Below are 18,245 nucleotides of genomic sequence, written 5' to 3' on the forward strand. Positions count from 1 at the left end.
GCTGCAGGCCAATGGGATGTTGATCTTGACTCCATACCGATACCTCGGCCCAGGGGTGTTCTTTTTGCACTTTCTCCACTTCACAGCCCAGTTTTTTTTTCCACTGCTGTTGTTGTTGAGATATGAATTGGTGATTGTTGGTCGAGGTACTTTTAGCCCTTTAATCCATTTGCTTGAGAATCCGCCATCCAAGTTGAAGTCAGACAATTCGAACCAATAATTCACAGAGATAGTCTGCAACTTTGCGACCGTTCCACAGCCCACCATCCGGGGGTTGAAGTTACCGTAAGGATAGGGTCGCCTTAATCAAAAAGTTTTAACCAAAGGTGCGCAATAGTCGGCGAATTAAATTCGCCGACTATTGCGCACCTCTTTTATGCATAGCCGACTAACCATAAAGGCGACCCTATCCTAAGGTTTCGTTTCCGGGCTGGACCTGACAAAATTTGATCTAATTGCCCTTGTTGCTGATAGCTTTTAAGAGGTGGAGCAAAACAGGTTTCTACGCCTACCATCTCCCAAGGTCAACGGTCCAATCCGGTTGTAGCCCCACACCAGTTCATAAATCCAACTTCGTTTATATCCAGTCACTTTGCGCGACTTCTTCACTGGTTCTGCCAAGGGCTAGCAACCAGATGATTTGATAGTGGGAGCATTCAATCGGATCTTTCCCTTGACGATAGCGCTGTTAATGTTCTTCTATACTCAGATGGGGTTCTATGCTGATTCGCTTGGGCATCAGTTTGGACCATTGTCTTGCATCTCTCATATATTACGGTTATTTAATGCAACTTGATATTACCTGAATAAAATGTTAGAGGGTGGGGGATTATAGCTGAGGGGGTGACATGAGCCCTGAAAAGCTTACTATATGAGGCTTTGATGCCAATTATCTCAGGGAAGATACAGTCCCAAATTGACCCTACGAATGATTTTCTGGAAGCTCAAACCCTTATAAATACGTCCAAGGTCGCGCCCAAAACAGCATATATATTTTTGTAACTTATGGGCTGAAATTATTACCCAGTAATGATTTCAGCTTGCATGTCACCCCCCCAGGGATTATAGCCTCCCCAAACCCTCCACGTAATACTAAAAATTAAGACTAAAAATTAAAACTAAACATTCAAACACAATTGAACATAATTACTGTTTTCTGAATCCACTGACTGAGTGTTACCCGACCTAGGGGATAAATCATTATCCAGCCAAATTTCACTAGTACCTAACCTCTGACCATCACTAGCTAACCAGCTCTGGAACACTTCCATGCGACCATCTTCTGGACTAACTAGCTGATAAACTCTGAACCGCTTTTTTCCTTGGCTCTGATAACGAATACACTGCAAGCCATAGCCGATTTTATCTAAGAAGCGCCTGATAATAACAATCGGAGTTGCTTTTTTAGCTAGTCCTATCCCGGTGATGGTTTTGATAGCACAACGGTTTGCTAATGCGATCGCAGCCATCTGCTGCAAGTCCTGATCAGTATTTTTGAGTTCTCGTTCCAGATTTTCTAATAGAATTGGTATCCCCAAAACCTTCATGGTACCAATCATGGCTCCTAGCACAGCACGATTGAAATCCGGTAGAAATATACTCCCTTGACCTTGCTCAATTAACAGTCGCGCTACCTTAGCATCCCGTTCTGCTAGATGTTGCCGACCGATGGTAAGAAAATAATGGAGCCGTAGCTGCTGATACCAGCCTTGGTCATCTTTGAGTACCAGTTCTGGTGTGACTGGGATGCCATAACGCTGCTTTAAATCGTACTTCCGTAGTGAGCGACGCTCCGATGGTGTTTTGACTAGGCATTTGCTAATCTTTTGATATTGGCTATCACTGAAGTCTTGACTAGATGCGATCGCATTACACTCAGCCTGATAGTTTTGGTCTCTAACTGCAGTAATCGCTGCCATCAGAGCATTCTGTGCTCCCAACTCTTCCGCTTGGGGTGAACCCTTAGACTTCTTTTTCCCAGCTTTAGTGGAACTAGCTGGGGAAACATCCATCACCAGATGACCTTCAGCACGCAATCCTGCTAGCACGGATTCCCGATAGTTCACCATGGCGGCATTGAATCGGACAGCCATTTTAGCCCAGCACATCAAGGATTCTGCTTGAAAGCCTGTATCTAAATCATCCACAGCATCGAAATCCGATTGTTGTAGCAACCGAATATTCATTTGGGTCAAACGCTGTCCAGATGCCAGCAGTGAGGATAGAGACGTGGAGCCATTACCCACTTGATTAAAGCCATAAGGGGCTACCCAGATGAACCGGGGGAGATTTTCTCGGATTCGCCCTAAGGTTTGTCTGACACTATTTTCTCCTTGCACCCCTTGGGCAATACACCACACAGAGGTAAAGTGTCCCCGCAGATCAATACTCACTCCCGTTTCAATAGCAGGACTAGCTAATACAATGTCATACTCCCCTAAAACATTGTTGAGGTTATTGATACACCCCATGGCTGGATGACTGGTTTCACCAAGGGATTCCGAATCAATGCGCAATATCCGGAGGTCGGGAAATTGCTTTTTTAGGTAAGCTTCTAGAGTGCAAGTACCCCATTGGCTCTTTGGTTTTTGAGCAGAAAGACACACAAAGGGTTTGCCTCCTTGAGCAATGTGTGCTTCTAGCTCTCGCACTAGTCTTTTTGGTGTGCTATCGGTATAGTTATGAATTTGCCAGGACCCGTCAATGTTGGGTTTCCAGTCATTCTCAATGATGAAGGGTTCCAGGTCAACGCCAGACAAGGTCAGTAAGTAATCTATCGATATATCACTCAAGTCTGCATCCGCAATATAAACTTGACCAGACCCCCCCAAGACATTCTGGATTAGGGTTTTCAGGGATTTGAGAATAGCAACCCGATTACTCTGACAGGTGCTAGAGTTCAATCCATGCCAGAGCACTTGCTCGACTTCATCGATAATCACTACGCCATCAGACCAGTTAGCGGCATTGAAGCGAGCCTGAGAATTACCATGCAAGGAGTCGAGACATAAACCATAACCTAATACCCCTTGCTTCTGGTCATCCCTGACCTCAGTGATATACTTGATGCCAAAGCGTTGGCACAATGCTTCTACTAATCGCACCCGATGACCAAGCACCAATACCCATTGCTTTCGGGCTAGGGCTTGAGAGACAATTTTTTCTAGTAGTTGGGTTTTTCCAGTACCCTTAGGGGATTTAATGCCAATCAGTTGGGCTGTATCCGGAATCGGAAGTTCTTGCAGATAGCGGCAATTTACTTTAAGGTTAGCTCCATAGGTGAGCTGGGTTAGGGATTTAGCTTTCCAAGTATCCAGGGGGAGTGCTCGTTGGTAAACTTGCTCAAAGGTCTTCTGACCTTGATCAGCAATTAAATCATCTACCCCTTTGCCTAGCTGGGCATCCCAAGTTATTACCTTCACAGGGCAACCTGCTTGATTGAGCAGATATCCCATTCTACGAATCGCAGCATTGACAGCTTTGATCGTATTCGGTTTCGAGTCTTGGTCAAAGACTATGTAAATCGGTCGGTCCGGAGTCGCTAGTTTCTGTAGTTGAGGAATCAAGTCAGACTTGCCAATCCGATTTCCCTGGGCATCCCTACGGATTCGATACCCACCATTAATTCCTGGTAATGCGATCGCAGCGTAACCAGCAGTGAGTAAAGCTCCAGCTTTCTTAGCGCCCTCAGTAATACACAAGGGAATCGAGGGGTGAGAGATTAGCCACTGCCAAAACCCTAGATCCGGTTGATTGTGGTCAAGGTCTGTGGGGAGAATAGTAAAATCATTGCGTTCAGCAATCCGTTGCCACAGGTGGAAAGGTACTCGCAGAGCAAACAAGCCTGTGGGGGTTTTGGGGGGATGTTCATATTTTATTAGCTTCCTAGTTTCCCCACTCTGACGGGGTTGGCTGGGTTTGAAACAGCCCCAAATATCCTCCTGACCAGTAAGCAAGTCAATACCAGAACACCACCATCCCCCTTGTTCGAGGTGTTGATAGCGTTTCAGAATCGAGTTTAGCAATCGACCATCATTGCGTCTGGGCAGGGAGTCGGAATAGAAGAGATACTCAAATGGGCTAGAGCCTTCGAGAGACCTTACATTGAGGCGAGTCAGCTGTTCATCAACACTACTAGCTGTCCACTCCTGGATATGGTTCATGGGTTTGGGGAAGACTCTGGCAGAGGTCACGCTATATCTAGTGGTTTAATCTTTAACTTAAGGAATATAACACTATTTGTGACCTAATAGCTTATTTTACCTAATGCTTTAGCTTTTCTTGACAGTTCACCGTTTACCGTTCACCGTTGACGGTTGATAGTACCATAAAATGATCACTTATCCCTAGCATCGGATCACTAGTCATTAGTTATTAGTTATTAGTTATATAGGGATCAGTGTAGGAATTGTGACAATTTTTGTTCCCTACTCCCTACTCCCTACTCCCTACTCCCTGTTCCCTTTGCTATTGCACCATATTCCCATAGTCTGGGCGAGAGTTGGAAACGCCACTTTCACCCTCATTGCTCTAATTATTATTGCCCTAAGTTTAGGTCAAGCAGGTTGGTTTCGGTGGTTAGCGCTTCACATAGCTAATTGGGGATGTGGTCGTGGCCATTTGCTTTTCTCCTTAGTGATCCTAGTCGGGATGTTATTGAGCAATGTGTTTACTAACGTGGCCACCACCATAGTCTGGACAGCTGCTGTCATGGAAATTTTGCTGCTGCTTGGCTTTAGTGCCAAAGCTACTCTAGCATTTGTATTTACTAGTGGTTTTATTACCGATGCCGCTAGCTTGCTACTGCCGATGAGTAATCCAGTAAATCTGATTTATGTTGATTATTTACAGATTTCCTGGTTGCGGTATGTGATGGTGATGTTGCCCGTAACCGTTGCCACAATAGCCACTAGTATCATCATTCTCTGGTTCTATTTTGAACCCGAAATCCCCCTGACCTATAACCTTGCCCGTCTACCACCACCTAATCGTGCGATTCGAGATTCCTTAATTTTTAAATTGAGTTTTCCTATTTTAGGACTACTCCTAATTGGCTACTTGTTGGCAAAAGTGCTAAATTTACCCATTGCCTGGATTGCTGCTATGGCAGCTTTAGTGATGGTGGCATTAGCAGCACGTTCCCTTAACGGTCGTGCTATTACACTTAGTTATATTTTACAGCTAGCAGGTCAACTGCCATGGCGAATTATTTTACTTATCCTAGTCCTGTTTTTATTCAGCATCGGTTTGGACAATCTGGGCATAACTGCTCTGTTGAGCCAGCGGTTGGAAATTCTTTCTAATTGGGGACTCACCTTAGCCGCTAGTGGTAGTGGTTTCCTAGCCACATTTATTGCCAGTGTACTCAACAATTTACCAACATTACTGCTGAATGCTAAGGCAATTGAAAACATTACGGATATTGATACAGCTGTAAAAGAAGTGATGATATACGGTAATTTAATTGGGTGCAACTTAGGAGCAAAAATTACTCCTTTAGGAAGTCTATCAACTCTACTTTGGTTGAATGTATTGGCTTTTAGAGGACTCCAAATCAGTTGGGTTTATTATATTCGCTTAACTTTTATTCTTACCATGCCAGTTTTGTTTGTTAGCTTGCTGAGTTTAGCAATTTGGTTACCATGGCTAATTGCTTGATTATATTTATGTTCACATCTTAACTAAAAATGCTATATAATAGAGAGAGGAATTACATGGGGTTTGTGACCAATGACAATGATTACTCAAAACTCTCCCAATAAAAAATCACAACTAGTGTCATTGGAAGCATTTCTAAAACTACCAGAAACCAAACCTGCTAGTGAGTACATTGATGGCCAAATTATTCAGAAACCAATGCCACAGGGAAAACACAGCACAATTCAAGGGGAATTGGTTACTGCTATTAATCTAGTGGTGAAGCAAGAACGAATTGCTCGTGCTTTTCCAGAACTTCGGTGTACTTTTGGTGGACGCTCAACCGTTCCGGATGTATCTGTGTTTGTTTACCAGAGAATTCCTCGTGATGACAATGGCGAAATTGCCAATGTTTTCCAGGCAGCGCCTGATTGGACAATTGAGATTCTTTCACCTGACCAAAGTCAAACCAAGGTGACAAAGAATATTCTCCATTGTTTAACGTATGGGACGGCAATGGGCTGGTTGATTGATCCAGAAGAGCAAACCGTTTTCGTTTATCGTCCAAAACAGCAAATCGAAGTGTTTGATCAATCATCCGAGAAACTTCCTGTGCCATCCTTTGCTAGGGAGTTAAGCATTACTGTGGGCGATTTGTTTAGTTGGCTATTGGATTGAAGCTATAATGGTAGGGTGGTAAAAAAGCGATCGCCGATAAGCTTAATGGAAAAAGTCTATTACTTTTTGCCCACCCTACGACTAAACTGCTTTTTTGTAACAGGCTACTGGTGAGCATATGCAGTAAATTGCCTTTTGAAGGGAGACTTAAACCCTAAAACTATATCCTGTTGGGGAACTCCGGCTTCAACTAATTCATTAGCTACTCCCACTTCAGTGCCATCACTCTGAATCCAAATTTTGTTATCTTTTATATCAATATGAATTAAGCTTCCATATTCCCGTCGTTGGTCATACCAGCCCACTAGCATAACTAAATAATGATTGCGCTCACTATCAAAAATCATTTGAACTTCTGTCTGATCATCGTTAAGGTTGATAGCGTGGGCTTTCAGGATTTTTTGGACTAATTCATGATAGTTTAATGTTTCCATGCCTTTCCGTAAACTTTGATGTATAATAGAATATATTTGGTGATAACCTAGCCATCTTTTTCCAGGGCTAACCGAACGGTGTTGTGAAAAATATCCTTGGTTGGTATAGACAGATGGGCAATTGGAAATGACTTAGGCTTTTTAAGATTTATTATAACTGAGATCGATCTAAAAAATTCCTCCCGCGCTCTACCGTAACGTCACCATCGGGAGGAATTTGAGCGGAATTATTAAATTGAGACCATAGGGTAAAAGTTAAACCTTGTTTAACTCGTGTTCGCCACACTTGCCTACCCCAAAGTTAGGTGTTTCCCTCTATAACTAAAACGATATCACCAGGGAGTTTGTGACATTTTTTTCGACTTAGAGTCCTGTTTTAAGAACTTCCGCCGCTAAAATCTGGGGCCGGGTACAAACAGATTGGCCACTTTAAACTCTTTCGCTCCCACTTCCGACAGCGAGAACGTAATCGGGTAGGGACGGGAAACACCTTTACAAAGATCCGGTTTCAGGCGGATGAAGGTAACAATGGGAGGCTGGGATTTTGCCAATATGGTTGTGAAGTCCTCTTTCTGCGTGCAGCCGTTGCTCGTCACTACGATCGTGACACCTTTTTCAGTGATGTTTATTCCATGCAATGGTTCTACCGTTTCTGCTAAAGCCGTGGGAGCTGTGACACAAAATACTGCCACTACAGCAAAGGGCAGGGTCGCTAGACCGAGTGCTAGTCTTGAGAGTGCTTTCTTCAAGGGAAGAGCAGCTGGCTTGAAGCGGTTGAATGGTGTATTTAGCATGATGTTTGAATTATTGATTTTCCGAATTTTGGCCTGATGTTAAAGGGACAGGACAGTCGAGATGATGGAGACCCTCGTGTCTCCCATCCCCTTAAGGCCGGGCCAATTTGGATTGAGCACTCAGAAGATTGAACCATAGGGTCTCCTTGTGGCTTCTGGTTCCGGGGAATTCAGGAATACTCAGGTTTCCTGCCCGATCGGACTTTGGAAAAGATTGGAGTTCGGCTCAAGAACTCCTGCGCCATTCGCGATTCTAAGAGCAGGGATATTTCATTGTCAATAAAATATAAGATAATCAGAGATAATTACTCTTAAGTACAAAAACTGATGCTTCGCTTTTTTACAGAAAAGAACCAACGGGGGCAGTTGCGATTAGCCCGAAGGGCTACGCTACGCGATCGCATCCTTGTCAAAGCAATACCCTAAACCTGAATAAAATAGGTTAACCCTTAATTATAACTTATTATTTTCAATGATTGGCTAGATTAAGTAAACTGCTTGGTAAAATGATTCCTATCAGTGATACCAATGGGTGTAATAGTGTTTACAAATTCAAGGCAGGAAGTGATGCAGGGTGGTCTTATATCATGTCAGGATAATTACCCTTAAAAAAAACCTTACCCATCTCCCGTTTCTCCCCATCTCCCCATCTCCCCATCTCCCCACACTCCCCTATCTTTTTCTATTTCCTATTCCTTGCGCACAGCGCTATTACTCACATGATCGCCAATCCAACCATCCCCTTGATGACCGCTCAAGAGTACTTGGCATGGGAAGAGAAGCAACCCATTAAATATAACTTTATCAATGGTAAAGTTTATGCCATCACTGGGGGAACACTTCCCCACAACTCCATTGCCCTCAATTTAGCCTCTGCCCTAAAAATTCACTTACGTGGCAAAAGCTGTAAAGTTTTTATGGCAGATGCCAAACTTGGTGTATCAGCAAACGGGCCTTATTACTATCCCGATGTCATGGTAACCTGTGACCACCGTGACCAAAAGTCCCGCAAAGTGATTTATCACCCTTGTCTGATTGCGGAAGTCCTTTCCCCTGGTACAGAAGGTAGCGATTAGCCCGAAGGGCTACGCTACGCGAACGCGGTAAAAAATTTAGACACTACCGCCGCCTTGATACCCTTAGGGAATATCTCCTGATTGATTCGGAAACCATGAGCATTGAATGCTACCGACTTAATGATAGAGGCAAATGGGAACTTACCAGTTACTTGATGGATGAAACCACAAAAGACGCAACAGAACCGGATGTACATATAACCAGCATTGACTTTGACTGTCCTCTATCCCAGCTCTATGAAGATGTTGAGTTTTTGGAAGACCAAGACAATTAATTACAGGTTTTTGGTGAGCAAAAGCTCATTTACTGGCTGGGTTAGCCTAGCGCTATAGTTTAGCCATGGCAATACTATAGCCACTCAATCAATTTATAGCGCAGCGCTAGCTTACCTGACCTCTGCTGAAGTCTTAACTATCACCCTACCAGCCTTGCCAGCACCAAACACCTGAGCAGTCAAGTCTCAACGGCTCGACTGGGAGTTGGGTTGGTACTGAGCAGAGTTGGTATTTTGAATAGAAGTACTCAACTTTCAGCACTTTCAGGAATTTCATCAGGTCTTTTTTCAGGACTTTCAGCAGCTGTTTTTTCAGGACTTTCAGAACTTTCAGCAGCTCTTTTTTCAGCCATTTCAGCAGCTCTTCTCTTAGCTTCGGCCAAGGCTTCCTGCTTATCTTCTTTCCGAACCTTGCAGAACCGTGGAGGCTGATCCATTGGGGGTGCCAATTCTTCTACAAACGCGAAGGCATTTTTGTGGGGAAGGAATCGGGCTTTGACCTGGATGAATTTTGGCTTGCCCTGCTCCTTGAGCTTAGGATTGAATCGGAATGGTTTGACCGAGGAGTCCCGCCAGAATAATGGACAGTGACCAGCTTTGAGTACCCGAGTTCTTTCTGTAGCCTGGTGAGTTTTGAGATAGTTCACTAATTGTTCACTGTGGTTCCTAAAGACTGACACACAGGGAACTTTACAAACAGGGATGAACTGCCACAATCCAGCCAAGATGAAATACCCATTGCCAATCGCTTCAGCCCAAGCATGGGGTCTGTCTTCCTGTAAAATCCCAATCACCTCAAACCGGATATCCTGGAATTTGTTCCGATCTGGGAAATGGATCGGCTTAGGATATACCACGAGGCGATGCTCTCGGTTTCCGGCCTCGATGTGCCCCTTGAGAATATCCAGCACATACCTTTTCCGGTTGTGCTTCAGCAGAAAAAAGAGTGGGTAAGGCTTACCCTGGATGGTAATGGTAGGAATTTTCTCAGACAAATCTACCTCACCAGTTATAACCCCAACAGCCATAAACTTTGGTTCTGATGGCTGAATTAGTTCAATTGGTTGAGATGGTTTTACTAATTTTTTGGGAATTTCTGGTTTTTTGATTAGTGTTAGAATTTCTGACATAATTAAGAGTGATTGTTTATGTTCTTAACAAAAGACATCTAAAGAAATCTAGGAGATAGATCCAATAGGTTACCTGGCAACTGCAAGACGAAAATAGAGACGATACAACTGATAGCTTGGCTTCGCCTGATTGCCATCGAGTGTCACCAAACCCATACTTTCTATAGGTGCGCTCTTACCATTAAGGATTAAATTCGCGCTTTGGTGTATTTTTCAATGGGCGAGTAAATCCCCCTTGGGTCACACCTCCTAGTGTAGGTACTGCTTGCAAGAACTCCTTTTATGTTATCTCTCTGACGAGAAAGGTGATAAAGGCCAAGGCTGGCCAGATCAGGAGATCATGCTCCCATGACTATTAGTCCAATTTGGTTTTACTGCTATTAGTCGAATCAATACCATAGTGCTGCCCTAAATTCTGCTCCTGCTTTGGCCTAAGCGGCTTTGGGCGCTTATTAGACTTCGCCGGAGTTGTCAGGGGAAAGGGGAAAGGACAAAGAGATTAGATTTGAGTCTACCCCAAACCTGTTGATGCCAAAATCCCAGTATGAACAATCGGTGTTGGGCAATAGGTCTTGAGCAACCTCAGTTCCCTGTCAGAAATTGCCTGGTGTTTTGAGAAGATAGGAGACATCATTCAGAATTCAGGAGAATAATTCAGAAGTTATTGGGAGAATACATAGGTTAATTGCCCATTAAACTCTGATTAATTCCAAATTAACTATAAAATTCCGTTATTATGGCTACTGACTCCTGACTCGAAGCTCCTGACTCCTGGATAAAGTCGGTGATGTCGAACTCAGTTTGGGCAAGACTAGGATACTCGAAAACCACCTGGACTTAATTCACAATATTTTTACTTTTTTTTCATAATTAACCAAATCTTCACATTTAGTTTAAAAAAGCTTTCAAAAAATTTGGCTAGTCTTCATGATAAATTTATTAAAATTATACTGATTTTTTCAGATCCTTACTTATATAACCTAACTGGGTTGTTTTTACAGCACCTTTGAACGGCACAGGAAGCTGCAAACAGCGAGTCAATCCCAAATGGACTAGTTTGGGATTGACTCGTAATTATCACTATTAGCCACTGAATCCAGAGGAATTGCTACAACCCACACTCACCTCAACCAGGTTTTGTAGCAATAATAGTGCGGTGACGAGGATCGCTGGCTACCGTGGTCTGATAGTCAAAACCAACTTTAATCATCGCCTCTTCTACATTAAAGCTGTAGTAGTCATCACTCCAAGGTTCTGTACTTTTCATCAACACAAACAGTGCAGGGGGGAGATTCTGGATGACTGGGGAGGCAGGATTATTGTCTACAACACCAAGGCAGCCACCAGGTCGTAGAATCCGTAGCACTTCCGAAAAAATTTCCTCTGTTGCTTGGCGCGGTAGTTCGTGGATCACAAACTGTAACGTGACCACATCAAATGAATTGTCCGGTAAACCGGTGTCCTCTCCTTTGCCATGGATCCATTCTGATATTTCTGCTGTCTGATCCATGGTCTTGGCCACAGCCAGCATATAAGGGGATAAGTCTAACCCAACGGTGCGGATTTTGCCCTTTTTGATCCTGGAGTAGTAGCGGTGTAGCGCTAAGGTAGAGATGCCCACTGAGCAGCCAATGTCTAGGACATCTGTGACTATCTCGGGATTATACTCTCCTAGTACTTTATGAAAACTACTTCGTAATCGTTCTTGTGCCGAAAGCCAAGTAAGTTTTTCTTTAGGCCAAATCCTCAACCCCATAGCCTTGGTAGCACTGCCAGCTTCAAAGGCAGCTTCCCAGCATAGGTTTCCCTGGTCATAAGCATGGAAAGGCACTTTGTAGTAGTCTGGGTAGACCAGGCTAGGGTTAGTAATCTCGGATAGTAAGGTCTTCGCTGCTGATTTTTCTAACTCCTGGTAGTTTTTCCGCCACTCAATCCCATTTTTTTCTGCGGTTTTAATTAGCACCTGTCTGGCCTGGTGTTGCATCACCTTGTAGATCGGCTTGGTGTCGATCAACAGATTAACGAACCGGGAGAGTAAGTCATCCCCCGCCCAGTCTGGTTTGAGCTTGTCTTTCATCAGTATTCAAAAATTATCCCAATGATTAGCTCATCTAATTATTTCATAGGGGTATTATTGCGCGGTATTATTCCTCTGCCCCAGCACCGATTTCAGTTCAAGTAACTAAACAGTGGCATCAACAATAATAAAGTAGTGTGGGAGAACGTTACGTTTATTCCTACCTACAAAGAGAATTAATGGCTAATGATTCTTAACCACCCAAAATCCCAAGTGGACAAAAGCTGGAGTAGTTGGGTCATAGTTCTATTACTGCTGGTGTGGATAGCGATCGCAGCAGGTTTACGGTTTACCTATCTGGCCGGAAAACCCCCCTGGTCAGATGAATTTGCCACCCTAGTGTTTAGCCTGGGCAATAGTTTTCGGAGCGTACCCCTGGATCAGGTGATTACCTCAGATACCCTCTTAGCTCCCCTCAAACCGAACTCTAGTGCTAGCATCAATTCCGTTATTAATAACCTAATCACGGAGAGTAATCACCCACCACTGTACTTCGTCCTCACCCATCTGTGGCTGAAGCTGTTTCCAGGCCATGAGGAATTGGTATCCCTGTGGGTAGCGCGATCCTTAAGTGTCCTACTGGGAGTGATTTCCATTCCAGCCATGTTTGGCTTAGGTTGGTTAGGGTTTCGCTCTTCCCTGGTCGGTCACTTCGCAGCAGCACTGATGGCTGTTTCACCCTATGGCATCTATCTGGCACAAGAAGCTCGACACTACACTCTAGGGATTCTATTAGTTATCGCTTCAGTCAGTTGTTTGGTGTACGCTACGCGATCGCTTCAACGGCAGACTCCCTTCCCGATTTCAATAGCATTAATCTGGGTTATTGTCAATAGTTTAGGCATAGCTGTCCATTACTTTTTCGTCCTGGTGATCGCAGCTGTAGGACTGGTAATGCTTGGGTTGCGGATTGGGTCAGGGGGTTCAGTGTTTTCTTGGAAGTACTGGTGGCGAATTTACGCGGTAGCCCTCGGGACATTAATGGGAGTCTTAGTTTGGCTGCCAATTTTGCCACGCCCCTCCAGTAATCGTTTGACAGAGTGGGTTCACCAAGACACAACCCTGAGCAATTTGCTCGAACCGGTAGCTAGACTCTTGTCTTGGCTGATCACTATGGTAGTGATGCTGCCAGTAGAAGGGCAATCCCTACCGATTATGGTCGCCTCTGGACTAGTAACAGTAATATTAGTAGTCTTGATCGTGCAACTGTTGCGTCGAGGACTCAGAATTCAGAGCTTACACTCCCAGACTAAGGTCATGACTCAGGTTTTGGGCGGATTTGTGGTGGGAGCGATCGCATTATTCTTATTATTCACTTACGGTCTTGGGATTGATTTGACCTTAGCGGCTCGTTACCAGTTTGTCTACTTCCCCATCGTAATTATGTTACTAGCAGCAAGCTTTGCCAGTTGTTGGAGAGCTGCCCAAGGGAAAGATCAGCAATGGGTAGCACTAATCCTGTTGATGGGATTGGTAGGTGGAGTCATAGTCGCATCCCATGTCAGTTACCAAAAAGCCGATCGACCAGATCTTGCGATCGCTAAAATATTAGAGATTAGTGATTCCCAGTCTCAATCCCTTCCAGTCCTGATTGCCACAGTTCACAAAAGCCATGAACAAACAGGAGAAATCATGGGCTTAGCTTGGGAATTGAACCGTCGCAAAGTAGTTGATACTGCTATTAATTCACCCCAGTTTCTCTTGGCACATAAAGACACCGAGCCAAGGGTGGCTACAGAAACGCTACAAAAAACTGTGGCTCAACTGCCGAAACCTTTAGAATTGTGGGTAGTCAATTTTTCTGCCTCTGTTGAGTTAAAATCCCAAGGTTGTATTAAGGATAAACAATCTATATCTAAAGTCCCTGGTTATCGATTTCGACGGTATTACTGTCAGAACTATAGGGCTGGAGCCAGCGAATAAGCGAGAGTGGTAAGCATTCAGCTTAAGCGCTACGCGCACGCTACGCGAACAGCATTCAGCTATCAGCATTCAGCTTATGTGCTACGCACACGCTACTTGAGGTGCTATCAGTAGTTGGCCAACGGCTGACGCCTGACGCCTGACGCCTGACGCCTGAATGCTTACGTGTGGGGATAGGGTGGAGACGGGAGATCTAAGAAGTAGTTTTCGATAATTTGCTATAGTTATAGAGATTTTTGCTTATTTTTATTCTACTTTATGCACAGACATCAGCAATTTTGCTAAACCATTATTACTAGATTCAACACTTAATCTTGAATACTTAGTACTTAATCTTTAATCTTTAATACTTAATACTTAATACTTAATACTTAATGCTTAATCTTTAATAATCTCTGTTCCCAGATCCGCTGTTCCCAGATCCGCTGTTCCCAGATCCGCTGTTCCCAGATCCGCTGTTCCCAGATCCGCTGTTCCCAGATCCGCTGTTCCCTATCAAACTTGGCAATTGCTGTAATTGTATGGTATATTTTCGAATAAATTAATAGCGCTAGAGTAAGTTGTCCGATCATGATAGATACCACCCAAGCTGCCTATCTTCTAGGTATTTGTCCTCAACGAGTTCGCCAACTCCTGAAAGAGGGCAGAATTCAAGGAGCCGAAAAAGTTGGTCGCTTTTGGCGGATTCCCCTATATAACGGTATGCCCAAGATAGTTCCCGGTAGCCGTGGACCACAAGGCTCCTGGAGAAAACAGCCCAGCAAATCCCTGACTCACATTTACCTCAACGAGGAAATACTTCTCAAGAATCAACAAAACCATACAACAGACCCAGTGATTACAGTTAAACGGGGTAATCGCGATATCAACTGTCATTATGTAGAAATCAGCGGGCCATCCCGGTTAGTCTATCGACCCGAGTCTCCCAAGAATGGTGGTGCCACCCTTTGGATAGAGGTTGAACCGAATGTGGAGGTTGTAACTAAGGTTTTTGGTCAGTATTAACATTTTCAGAATTAAGCTCAACCACTTCTAGGCTGTATCCTCTTTGCTTAGCAATCCGCTTAGCTTTGGCTTGGGCTTGACTGGAGGAATCAAATTTGAGTGCTCCCCCTGGATGAGGACACCAATTTAAGCGTTCCATACCACCTAATAACTCTAATGAGGCTAGGTAATTAGAGCTATTGGATTCAAATAATACGTACCTAGCTCGGGATGAAGTCCTGTTAGTAACATCGTGAGATTCTTGGCGACGTTGTTGTTTTAGTTTTGATGCACGACCCATAGCAGACCTCTAAAAAACTAGTGTTGAATTTTTAAAAAATTATCATTCCGGGGGCAAGTGATTATTGACAAAAGCAGAATCCTAGGTTGACCAAAGATAGTGCAAATCCAAGACAAACCCAGGCAAAACCTCCTCCCCTGATAAAGTCTTAGGAGACTCCAACACCTCCACCACTTGTCCTGGTCGATAAATTTCCACTTGCCGTGCTTGAGGATTAATTAACCAGCCCAGACGTACCCCATTTTTTAGATATTCCTCCATCTTGGCTTGAGTCACCGTTAACCGATCACTTGGAGACATTAATTCTACCACAAAATCCGGGCAAATCGGTGGAAACTTCTGGCGTTGCTCTGGTTTAAGTGCATCCCAGCGTTGTTGTTTAATCCACGCTACATCCGGAGAACGGTCAGCACCATTAGGGAGTTTAAAGCACGTCGATGAATCAAAAACTTTACCTAGCTTAGTTCGTCGATTCCAGATCACGAAATCAGCATTTATTTCTGAATTATAGTTACCGGTTTCTCCGCCAGTAGGTGACATAATAATCACTTCTCCCTTGGCATTGCGCTCAAATTTAATCTCCGGGTTATTTCGACATAACTGATAAAATTTGTCATCGGTCAGTTCAATAATAGAGTTTAAATTTACTGTAAAAGCTGTCATGGTTATGTTAGCAAATTATATAACAAATTTAACAATAAATATTGCTCACATCTTGCTTATTTAAAAAAAAGCAATGCTTGCTACGAGCCGCTACGCGAACGCACAATAATCCTAGGTTGACCAAAGATAGTGTAAATCCAGGACAAACCCAGGCAAAACCTCTTCCCCTGATAAAGTCTTAGGAGACTCCAACACTTCCACCACTTGTCCTGGTCGATAAATTTCCACTTGCTGTGCTTGAGGATTAATTAACCAGCCCAGACGTACCCCATTTTTTAGATATTCCTCCATCTTGGCTTGAGTCACGGTTAACCTATCAGTTGGAGACATTAATTCTAGAACAAAATCGGGGCAAATCGGTGGAAACTTCTGGCGTTGCTCTGGTTTAAGCGAATCCCAACGTTCTTGTTTAATCCACGCTATATCCGGAGAACGGTCAGCACCATTAGGGAGTTTAAAGCATGTCGAAGAGTCAAAACAAACCCCTAATTTAGCTTGTCGATTCCAAATTCCAAAATCAGTAGCTAGTTCAAAATTTTGTTTACCAGTTTCTCCACCAGTAGGTGACATAATAATCAGTTCTCCCTTGGCATTGCGCTCAAATTTAATCTCCGGGTTATTTCGACATAACTGATAAAATTTGTCATCGGTTATTTCAAGAATAGAGTTTAAATTTACTGTAAAAGCAGTCATGGTAATTTAAAATGTAGAATGGTAGTGACTATTGGACTTATTATTAATTTCCACAGGTATGATACACTCAGGACTACTATTTCTGACATTATTCACAGTAGTGCTAACGGGATAAACACTCATCTTCTGGGCATCATAGGTAATCAGTAGTGGCTGCAATAGCTCCCGTTGACTTACCTGATGATGCAGCCATAAATCATAATCACTAGGTTCTAATATCACTGGCATTCGATCATGGATCGGACTGATAATTTCATTAGCTACTGTGGTTATAATTGTACAAGAAACAATTATCTCACCCGCTGGATTTTTCCAACGTTCCCAAAGTCCTGCAAAAGCAAACGGACGCTTATCTTTCCTCTGGAAATACAACGGTTGCTTCTTGCCATCCTTTCGTCGCCACTCATAAAAACCATCCGCTACAACCAAGCAACGCCGACGACGAAATGCACTGCGAAATGCTGGCTTTTCTGCTACCGTTTCTGCTCTAGCATTAATCAGCTTTGCACCAATTTTAATATCCTTTGCCCAACTAGGAATTAAACCCCAACGTAACAATTGCCATTGTCGCTCGCTATCGTTTGAGGGGTTTAAGACTGTTGCTACCAGCTGAGTAGGGGCAATATTGTACTTAGCCTCCTCAGTTGGCACATGATCTAAATTCAAAGCTCGCGCTAGGCTTACCCCTATCGTTGTCAGGGTGAATCTACCACACATACTGGCTGGACGTGATTTAGTATTTATGTACTATTTTAAAAGCCAGTTATCCGTCCTGAGTGCTACAAACCAGCAAGCCTGTATTAAGCGTTCGCGTAGCCTGGCCTACGGCCAATCGCAATTAAATCAGTAATTCAATTATTTGTGGCTGGACGCTCTGGCCAGTTTGTTAGTTTCGTCCCTTACTGGAGCAGCGTTCAAGTAATAGACCTTGACAAAATTAGCAATTAAATCAGCAATTACCCGATTCCCGATTCCCGATTCCCGATTCCCGATTCCCGATTCCCTGCGCGCAGCCCTATAGTACGGGCAACCAGTCCGGTCACCCGTAGAACCGTCAACTCTCAACGAACCATCAATGTCTTAAACATCTGTTTCGCTAAACTCACGATTCATGTGGTCAAAAGGCTGATCAACAAATCCGATATTCCCAATACCAGCTTCTGTTGCCATTGCTTTGACCATATCTTTCATAATCTCAATCCCACGTACCGTTGGACCGATTGGCACACCTAGGGAGTTATAGGTTTCCCGCAACCCTTGTAGAACCCGCTCATCCAGGACATTGGTATCACCAGCAACTAGGGCATAACTAGCATAGCGCAGGTAATAATCCAGATCTCGTAAACAAGCAGCATAACGACGAGTTGTATAAGAATTGCCACCTGGACGCAACAGTTCAGGAACTTCCTCATACAGTTGTGCTGATGCTTGCTTGACAATAGAAGCAGCATTGCCATTGATTAAAGTAGCTACAGCCACCCGAGCGGTGCCAGTTTCAAAGTAAGACTTAAGTGAATCGATGGCATCCCGATCTAGGTAGCGACCTGAGCTATCATAATTCCTAATCAAGTTTGTGACTA

17 protein-coding genes are annotated in these 18,245 nt (G+C 43.8%); 6 read left to right on the forward strand and 11 right to left on the reverse strand.

The genetic code is table 11. The features are described from left to right. Window positions 1-1,118 precede the first annotated feature (1,118 nt). Window positions 1,119-4,193 carry a plasmid replication protein, CyRepA1 family gene (locus F6K49_RS26330; protein WP_364303811.1) on the reverse strand — a complete coding sequence of 1,025 codons (3,075 nt, stop codon included), beginning with the start codon at window positions 4,191-4,193 and terminating at the stop codon, window positions 1,119-1,121. A 217-nt stretch (window positions 4,194-4,410) separates the two neighbouring features. Here F6K49_RS26330 and F6K49_RS26335 point away from each other — a divergent pair, with 217 nt between their 5' ends. Beyond that, the gene (locus tag F6K49_RS26335; protein WP_293101373.1) at window positions 4,411-5,658 is read left to right on the forward strand and encodes an ArsB/NhaD family transporter; all 1,248 of its coding nucleotides are present in this window, start codon (window positions 4,411-4,413) and stop codon (window positions 5,656-5,658) included. Window positions 5,659-5,730: 72 nt separating this feature from the next. Beyond that, on the forward strand, window positions 5,731-6,315 hold the full coding sequence (locus tag F6K49_RS26340; RefSeq protein ID WP_293025835.1) for a Uma2 family endonuclease: 585 nt from the start codon (window positions 5,731-5,733) through the stop codon (window positions 6,313-6,315). A 104-nt stretch (window positions 6,316-6,419) separates the two neighbouring features. Here F6K49_RS26340 and F6K49_RS26345 read toward each other — a convergent pair whose 3' ends face one another. Continuing rightward, window positions 6,420-6,749, reverse strand: coding sequence for a XisI protein (locus F6K49_RS26345; RefSeq protein ID WP_293025837.1), 330 nt, complete (start codon window positions 6,747-6,749; stop codon window positions 6,420-6,422). Between the two features lie 392 nt (window positions 6,750-7,141). Then, window positions 7,142-7,543 (reverse strand): hypothetical protein, encoded by a 402-nt coding sequence (locus F6K49_RS26350; RefSeq protein WP_293025839.1) that lies wholly within the window; start codon window positions 7,541-7,543, stop codon window positions 7,142-7,144. 719 nt (window positions 7,544-8,262) lie between these two features. On the opposite strand from F6K49_RS26350, the gene F6K49_RS53585 reads away from it, so the two are divergent. Next, complete coding sequence (locus F6K49_RS53585) at window positions 8,263-8,619, forward strand: Uma2 family endonuclease (protein ID WP_365940236.1); 357 nt, start codon at window positions 8,263-8,265, stop codon at window positions 8,617-8,619. Between the two features lie 77 nt (window positions 8,620-8,696). Continuing rightward, on the forward strand, window positions 8,697-8,894 hold the full coding sequence (locus tag F6K49_RS53590) for a hypothetical protein (protein ID WP_364303813.1): 198 nt from the start codon (window positions 8,697-8,699) through the stop codon (window positions 8,892-8,894). A 248-nt stretch (window positions 8,895-9,142) separates the two neighbouring features. Here F6K49_RS53590 and F6K49_RS26360 read toward each other — a convergent pair whose 3' ends face one another. Together F6K49_RS26360 and F6K49_RS26365 are read right to left on the reverse strand one after the other, a co-directional pair. Further along, window positions 9,143-10,024, reverse strand: coding sequence for a hypothetical protein (locus tag F6K49_RS26360; RefSeq protein WP_293025841.1), 882 nt, complete (start codon window positions 10,022-10,024; stop codon window positions 9,143-9,145). 1,126 nt (window positions 10,025-11,150) lie between these two features. Continuing rightward, window positions 11,151-12,101 carry a class I SAM-dependent methyltransferase gene (locus tag F6K49_RS26365; protein ID WP_293025843.1) on the reverse strand — a complete coding sequence of 317 codons (951 nt, stop codon included), beginning with the start codon at window positions 12,099-12,101 and terminating at the stop codon, window positions 11,151-11,153. A 186-nt stretch (window positions 12,102-12,287) separates the two neighbouring features. On the opposite strand from F6K49_RS26365, the gene F6K49_RS26370 reads away from it, so the two are divergent. Further along, complete coding sequence (locus F6K49_RS26370) at window positions 12,288-14,024, forward strand: hypothetical protein (protein WP_293025845.1); 1,737 nt, start codon at window positions 12,288-12,290, stop codon at window positions 14,022-14,024. Window positions 14,025-14,409: 385 nt separating this feature from the next. Here the strand turns inward: F6K49_RS26370 and F6K49_RS53595 are convergent, their stop codons facing one another. Next, window positions 14,410-14,532, reverse strand: a complete 123-nt coding sequence (locus tag F6K49_RS53595) for a hypothetical protein (RefSeq protein ID WP_365940238.1) — start codon at window positions 14,530-14,532, stop codon at window positions 14,410-14,412. Window positions 14,533-14,594: 62 nt separating this feature from the next. On the opposite strand from F6K49_RS53595, the gene F6K49_RS26380 reads away from it, so the two are divergent. Beyond that, window positions 14,595-15,029: a helix-turn-helix domain-containing protein gene (locus tag F6K49_RS26380; RefSeq protein ID WP_075905225.1), complete on the forward strand. Its 435-nt coding sequence runs from the start codon at window positions 14,595-14,597 to the stop codon at window positions 15,027-15,029. On the opposite strand, the gene F6K49_RS26385 is transcribed toward F6K49_RS26380, so the two are convergent. The 5 genes from F6K49_RS26385 to apcB all read right to left on the reverse strand — a co-directional run. After that, the gene (locus F6K49_RS26385; RefSeq protein WP_293025850.1) at window positions 15,007-15,309 is read right to left on the reverse strand and encodes a hypothetical protein; all 303 of its coding nucleotides are present in this window, start codon (window positions 15,307-15,309) and stop codon (window positions 15,007-15,009) included. The two genes, F6K49_RS26380 and F6K49_RS26385, sit on opposite strands and share 23 nt — an antisense overlap. An 81-nt stretch (window positions 15,310-15,390) precedes the next feature. Further along, window positions 15,391-15,972, reverse strand: coding sequence for a Uma2 family endonuclease (locus F6K49_RS26390; protein WP_293070753.1), 582 nt, complete (start codon window positions 15,970-15,972; stop codon window positions 15,391-15,393). A 111-nt stretch (window positions 15,973-16,083) separates the two neighbouring features. Continuing rightward, the gene (locus F6K49_RS26395; protein ID WP_293101378.1) at window positions 16,084-16,665 is read right to left on the reverse strand and encodes a Uma2 family endonuclease; all 582 of its coding nucleotides are present in this window, start codon (window positions 16,663-16,665) and stop codon (window positions 16,084-16,086) included. A gap of 6 nt (window positions 16,666-16,671) precedes the next feature. Then, window positions 16,672-17,382 carry an SOS response-associated peptidase gene (locus F6K49_RS26400; protein ID WP_293070749.1) on the reverse strand — a complete coding sequence of 237 codons (711 nt, stop codon included), beginning with the start codon at window positions 17,380-17,382 and terminating at the stop codon, window positions 16,672-16,674. A gap of 363 nt (window positions 17,383-17,745) precedes the next feature. After that, a partial coding sequence (apcB, locus tag F6K49_RS26405; RefSeq protein WP_293101382.1) for an allophycocyanin subunit beta occupies window positions 17,746-18,245 on the reverse strand: 500 nt, incomplete at its 5' end.

The organism is Moorena sp. SIO3I6 (assembly GCF_010672095.1).

What these genes read in the sequence shown, in the direction of transcription:
- F6K49_RS26365 (WP_293025843.1), bottom strand. Translation starts at nt 12,101, where the DNA reads ATGAAAGACAAGCTCAAACCAGACTGGGCGGGGGATGACTTACTCTCC.
- F6K49_RS26345 (WP_293025837.1), bottom strand. Translation starts at nt 6,749, where the DNA reads ATGGAAACATTAAACTATCATGAATTAGTCCAAAAAATCCTGAAAGCC.
- F6K49_RS26360 (WP_293025841.1), bottom strand. Translation starts at nt 10,024, where the DNA reads ATGTCAGAAATTCTAACACTAATCAAAAAACCAGAAATTCCCAAAAAA.
- F6K49_RS53585 (WP_365940236.1), top strand. Translation starts at nt 8,263, where the DNA reads ATGATCGCCAATCCAACCATCCCCTTGATGACCGCTCAAGAGTACTTG.
- F6K49_RS26340 (WP_293025835.1), top strand. Translation starts at nt 5,731, where the DNA reads ATGACAATGATTACTCAAAACTCTCCCAATAAAAAATCACAACTAGTG.
- F6K49_RS26385 (WP_293025850.1), bottom strand. Translation starts at nt 15,309, where the DNA reads ATGGGTCGTGCATCAAAACTAAAACAACAACGTCGCCAAGAATCTCAC.
- F6K49_RS26380 (WP_075905225.1), top strand. Translation starts at nt 14,595, where the DNA reads ATGATAGATACCACCCAAGCTGCCTATCTTCTAGGTATTTGTCCTCAA.
- F6K49_RS26390 (WP_293070753.1), bottom strand. Translation starts at nt 15,972, where the DNA reads ATGACAGCTTTTACAGTAAATTTAAACTCTATTATTGAACTGACCGAT.
- F6K49_RS26395 (WP_293101378.1), bottom strand. Translation starts at nt 16,665, where the DNA reads ATGACTGCTTTTACAGTAAATTTAAACTCTATTCTTGAAATAACCGAT.
- F6K49_RS26400 (WP_293070749.1), bottom strand. Translation starts at nt 17,382, where the DNA reads ATGTGTGGTAGATTCACCCTGACAACGATAGGGGTAAGCCTAGCGCGA.
- F6K49_RS26370 (WP_293025845.1), top strand. Translation starts at nt 12,288, where the DNA reads ATGATTCTTAACCACCCAAAATCCCAAGTGGACAAAAGCTGGAGTAGT.
- F6K49_RS26350 (WP_293025839.1), bottom strand. Translation starts at nt 7,543, where the DNA reads ATGCTAAATACACCATTCAACCGCTTCAAGCCAGCTGCTCTTCCCTTG.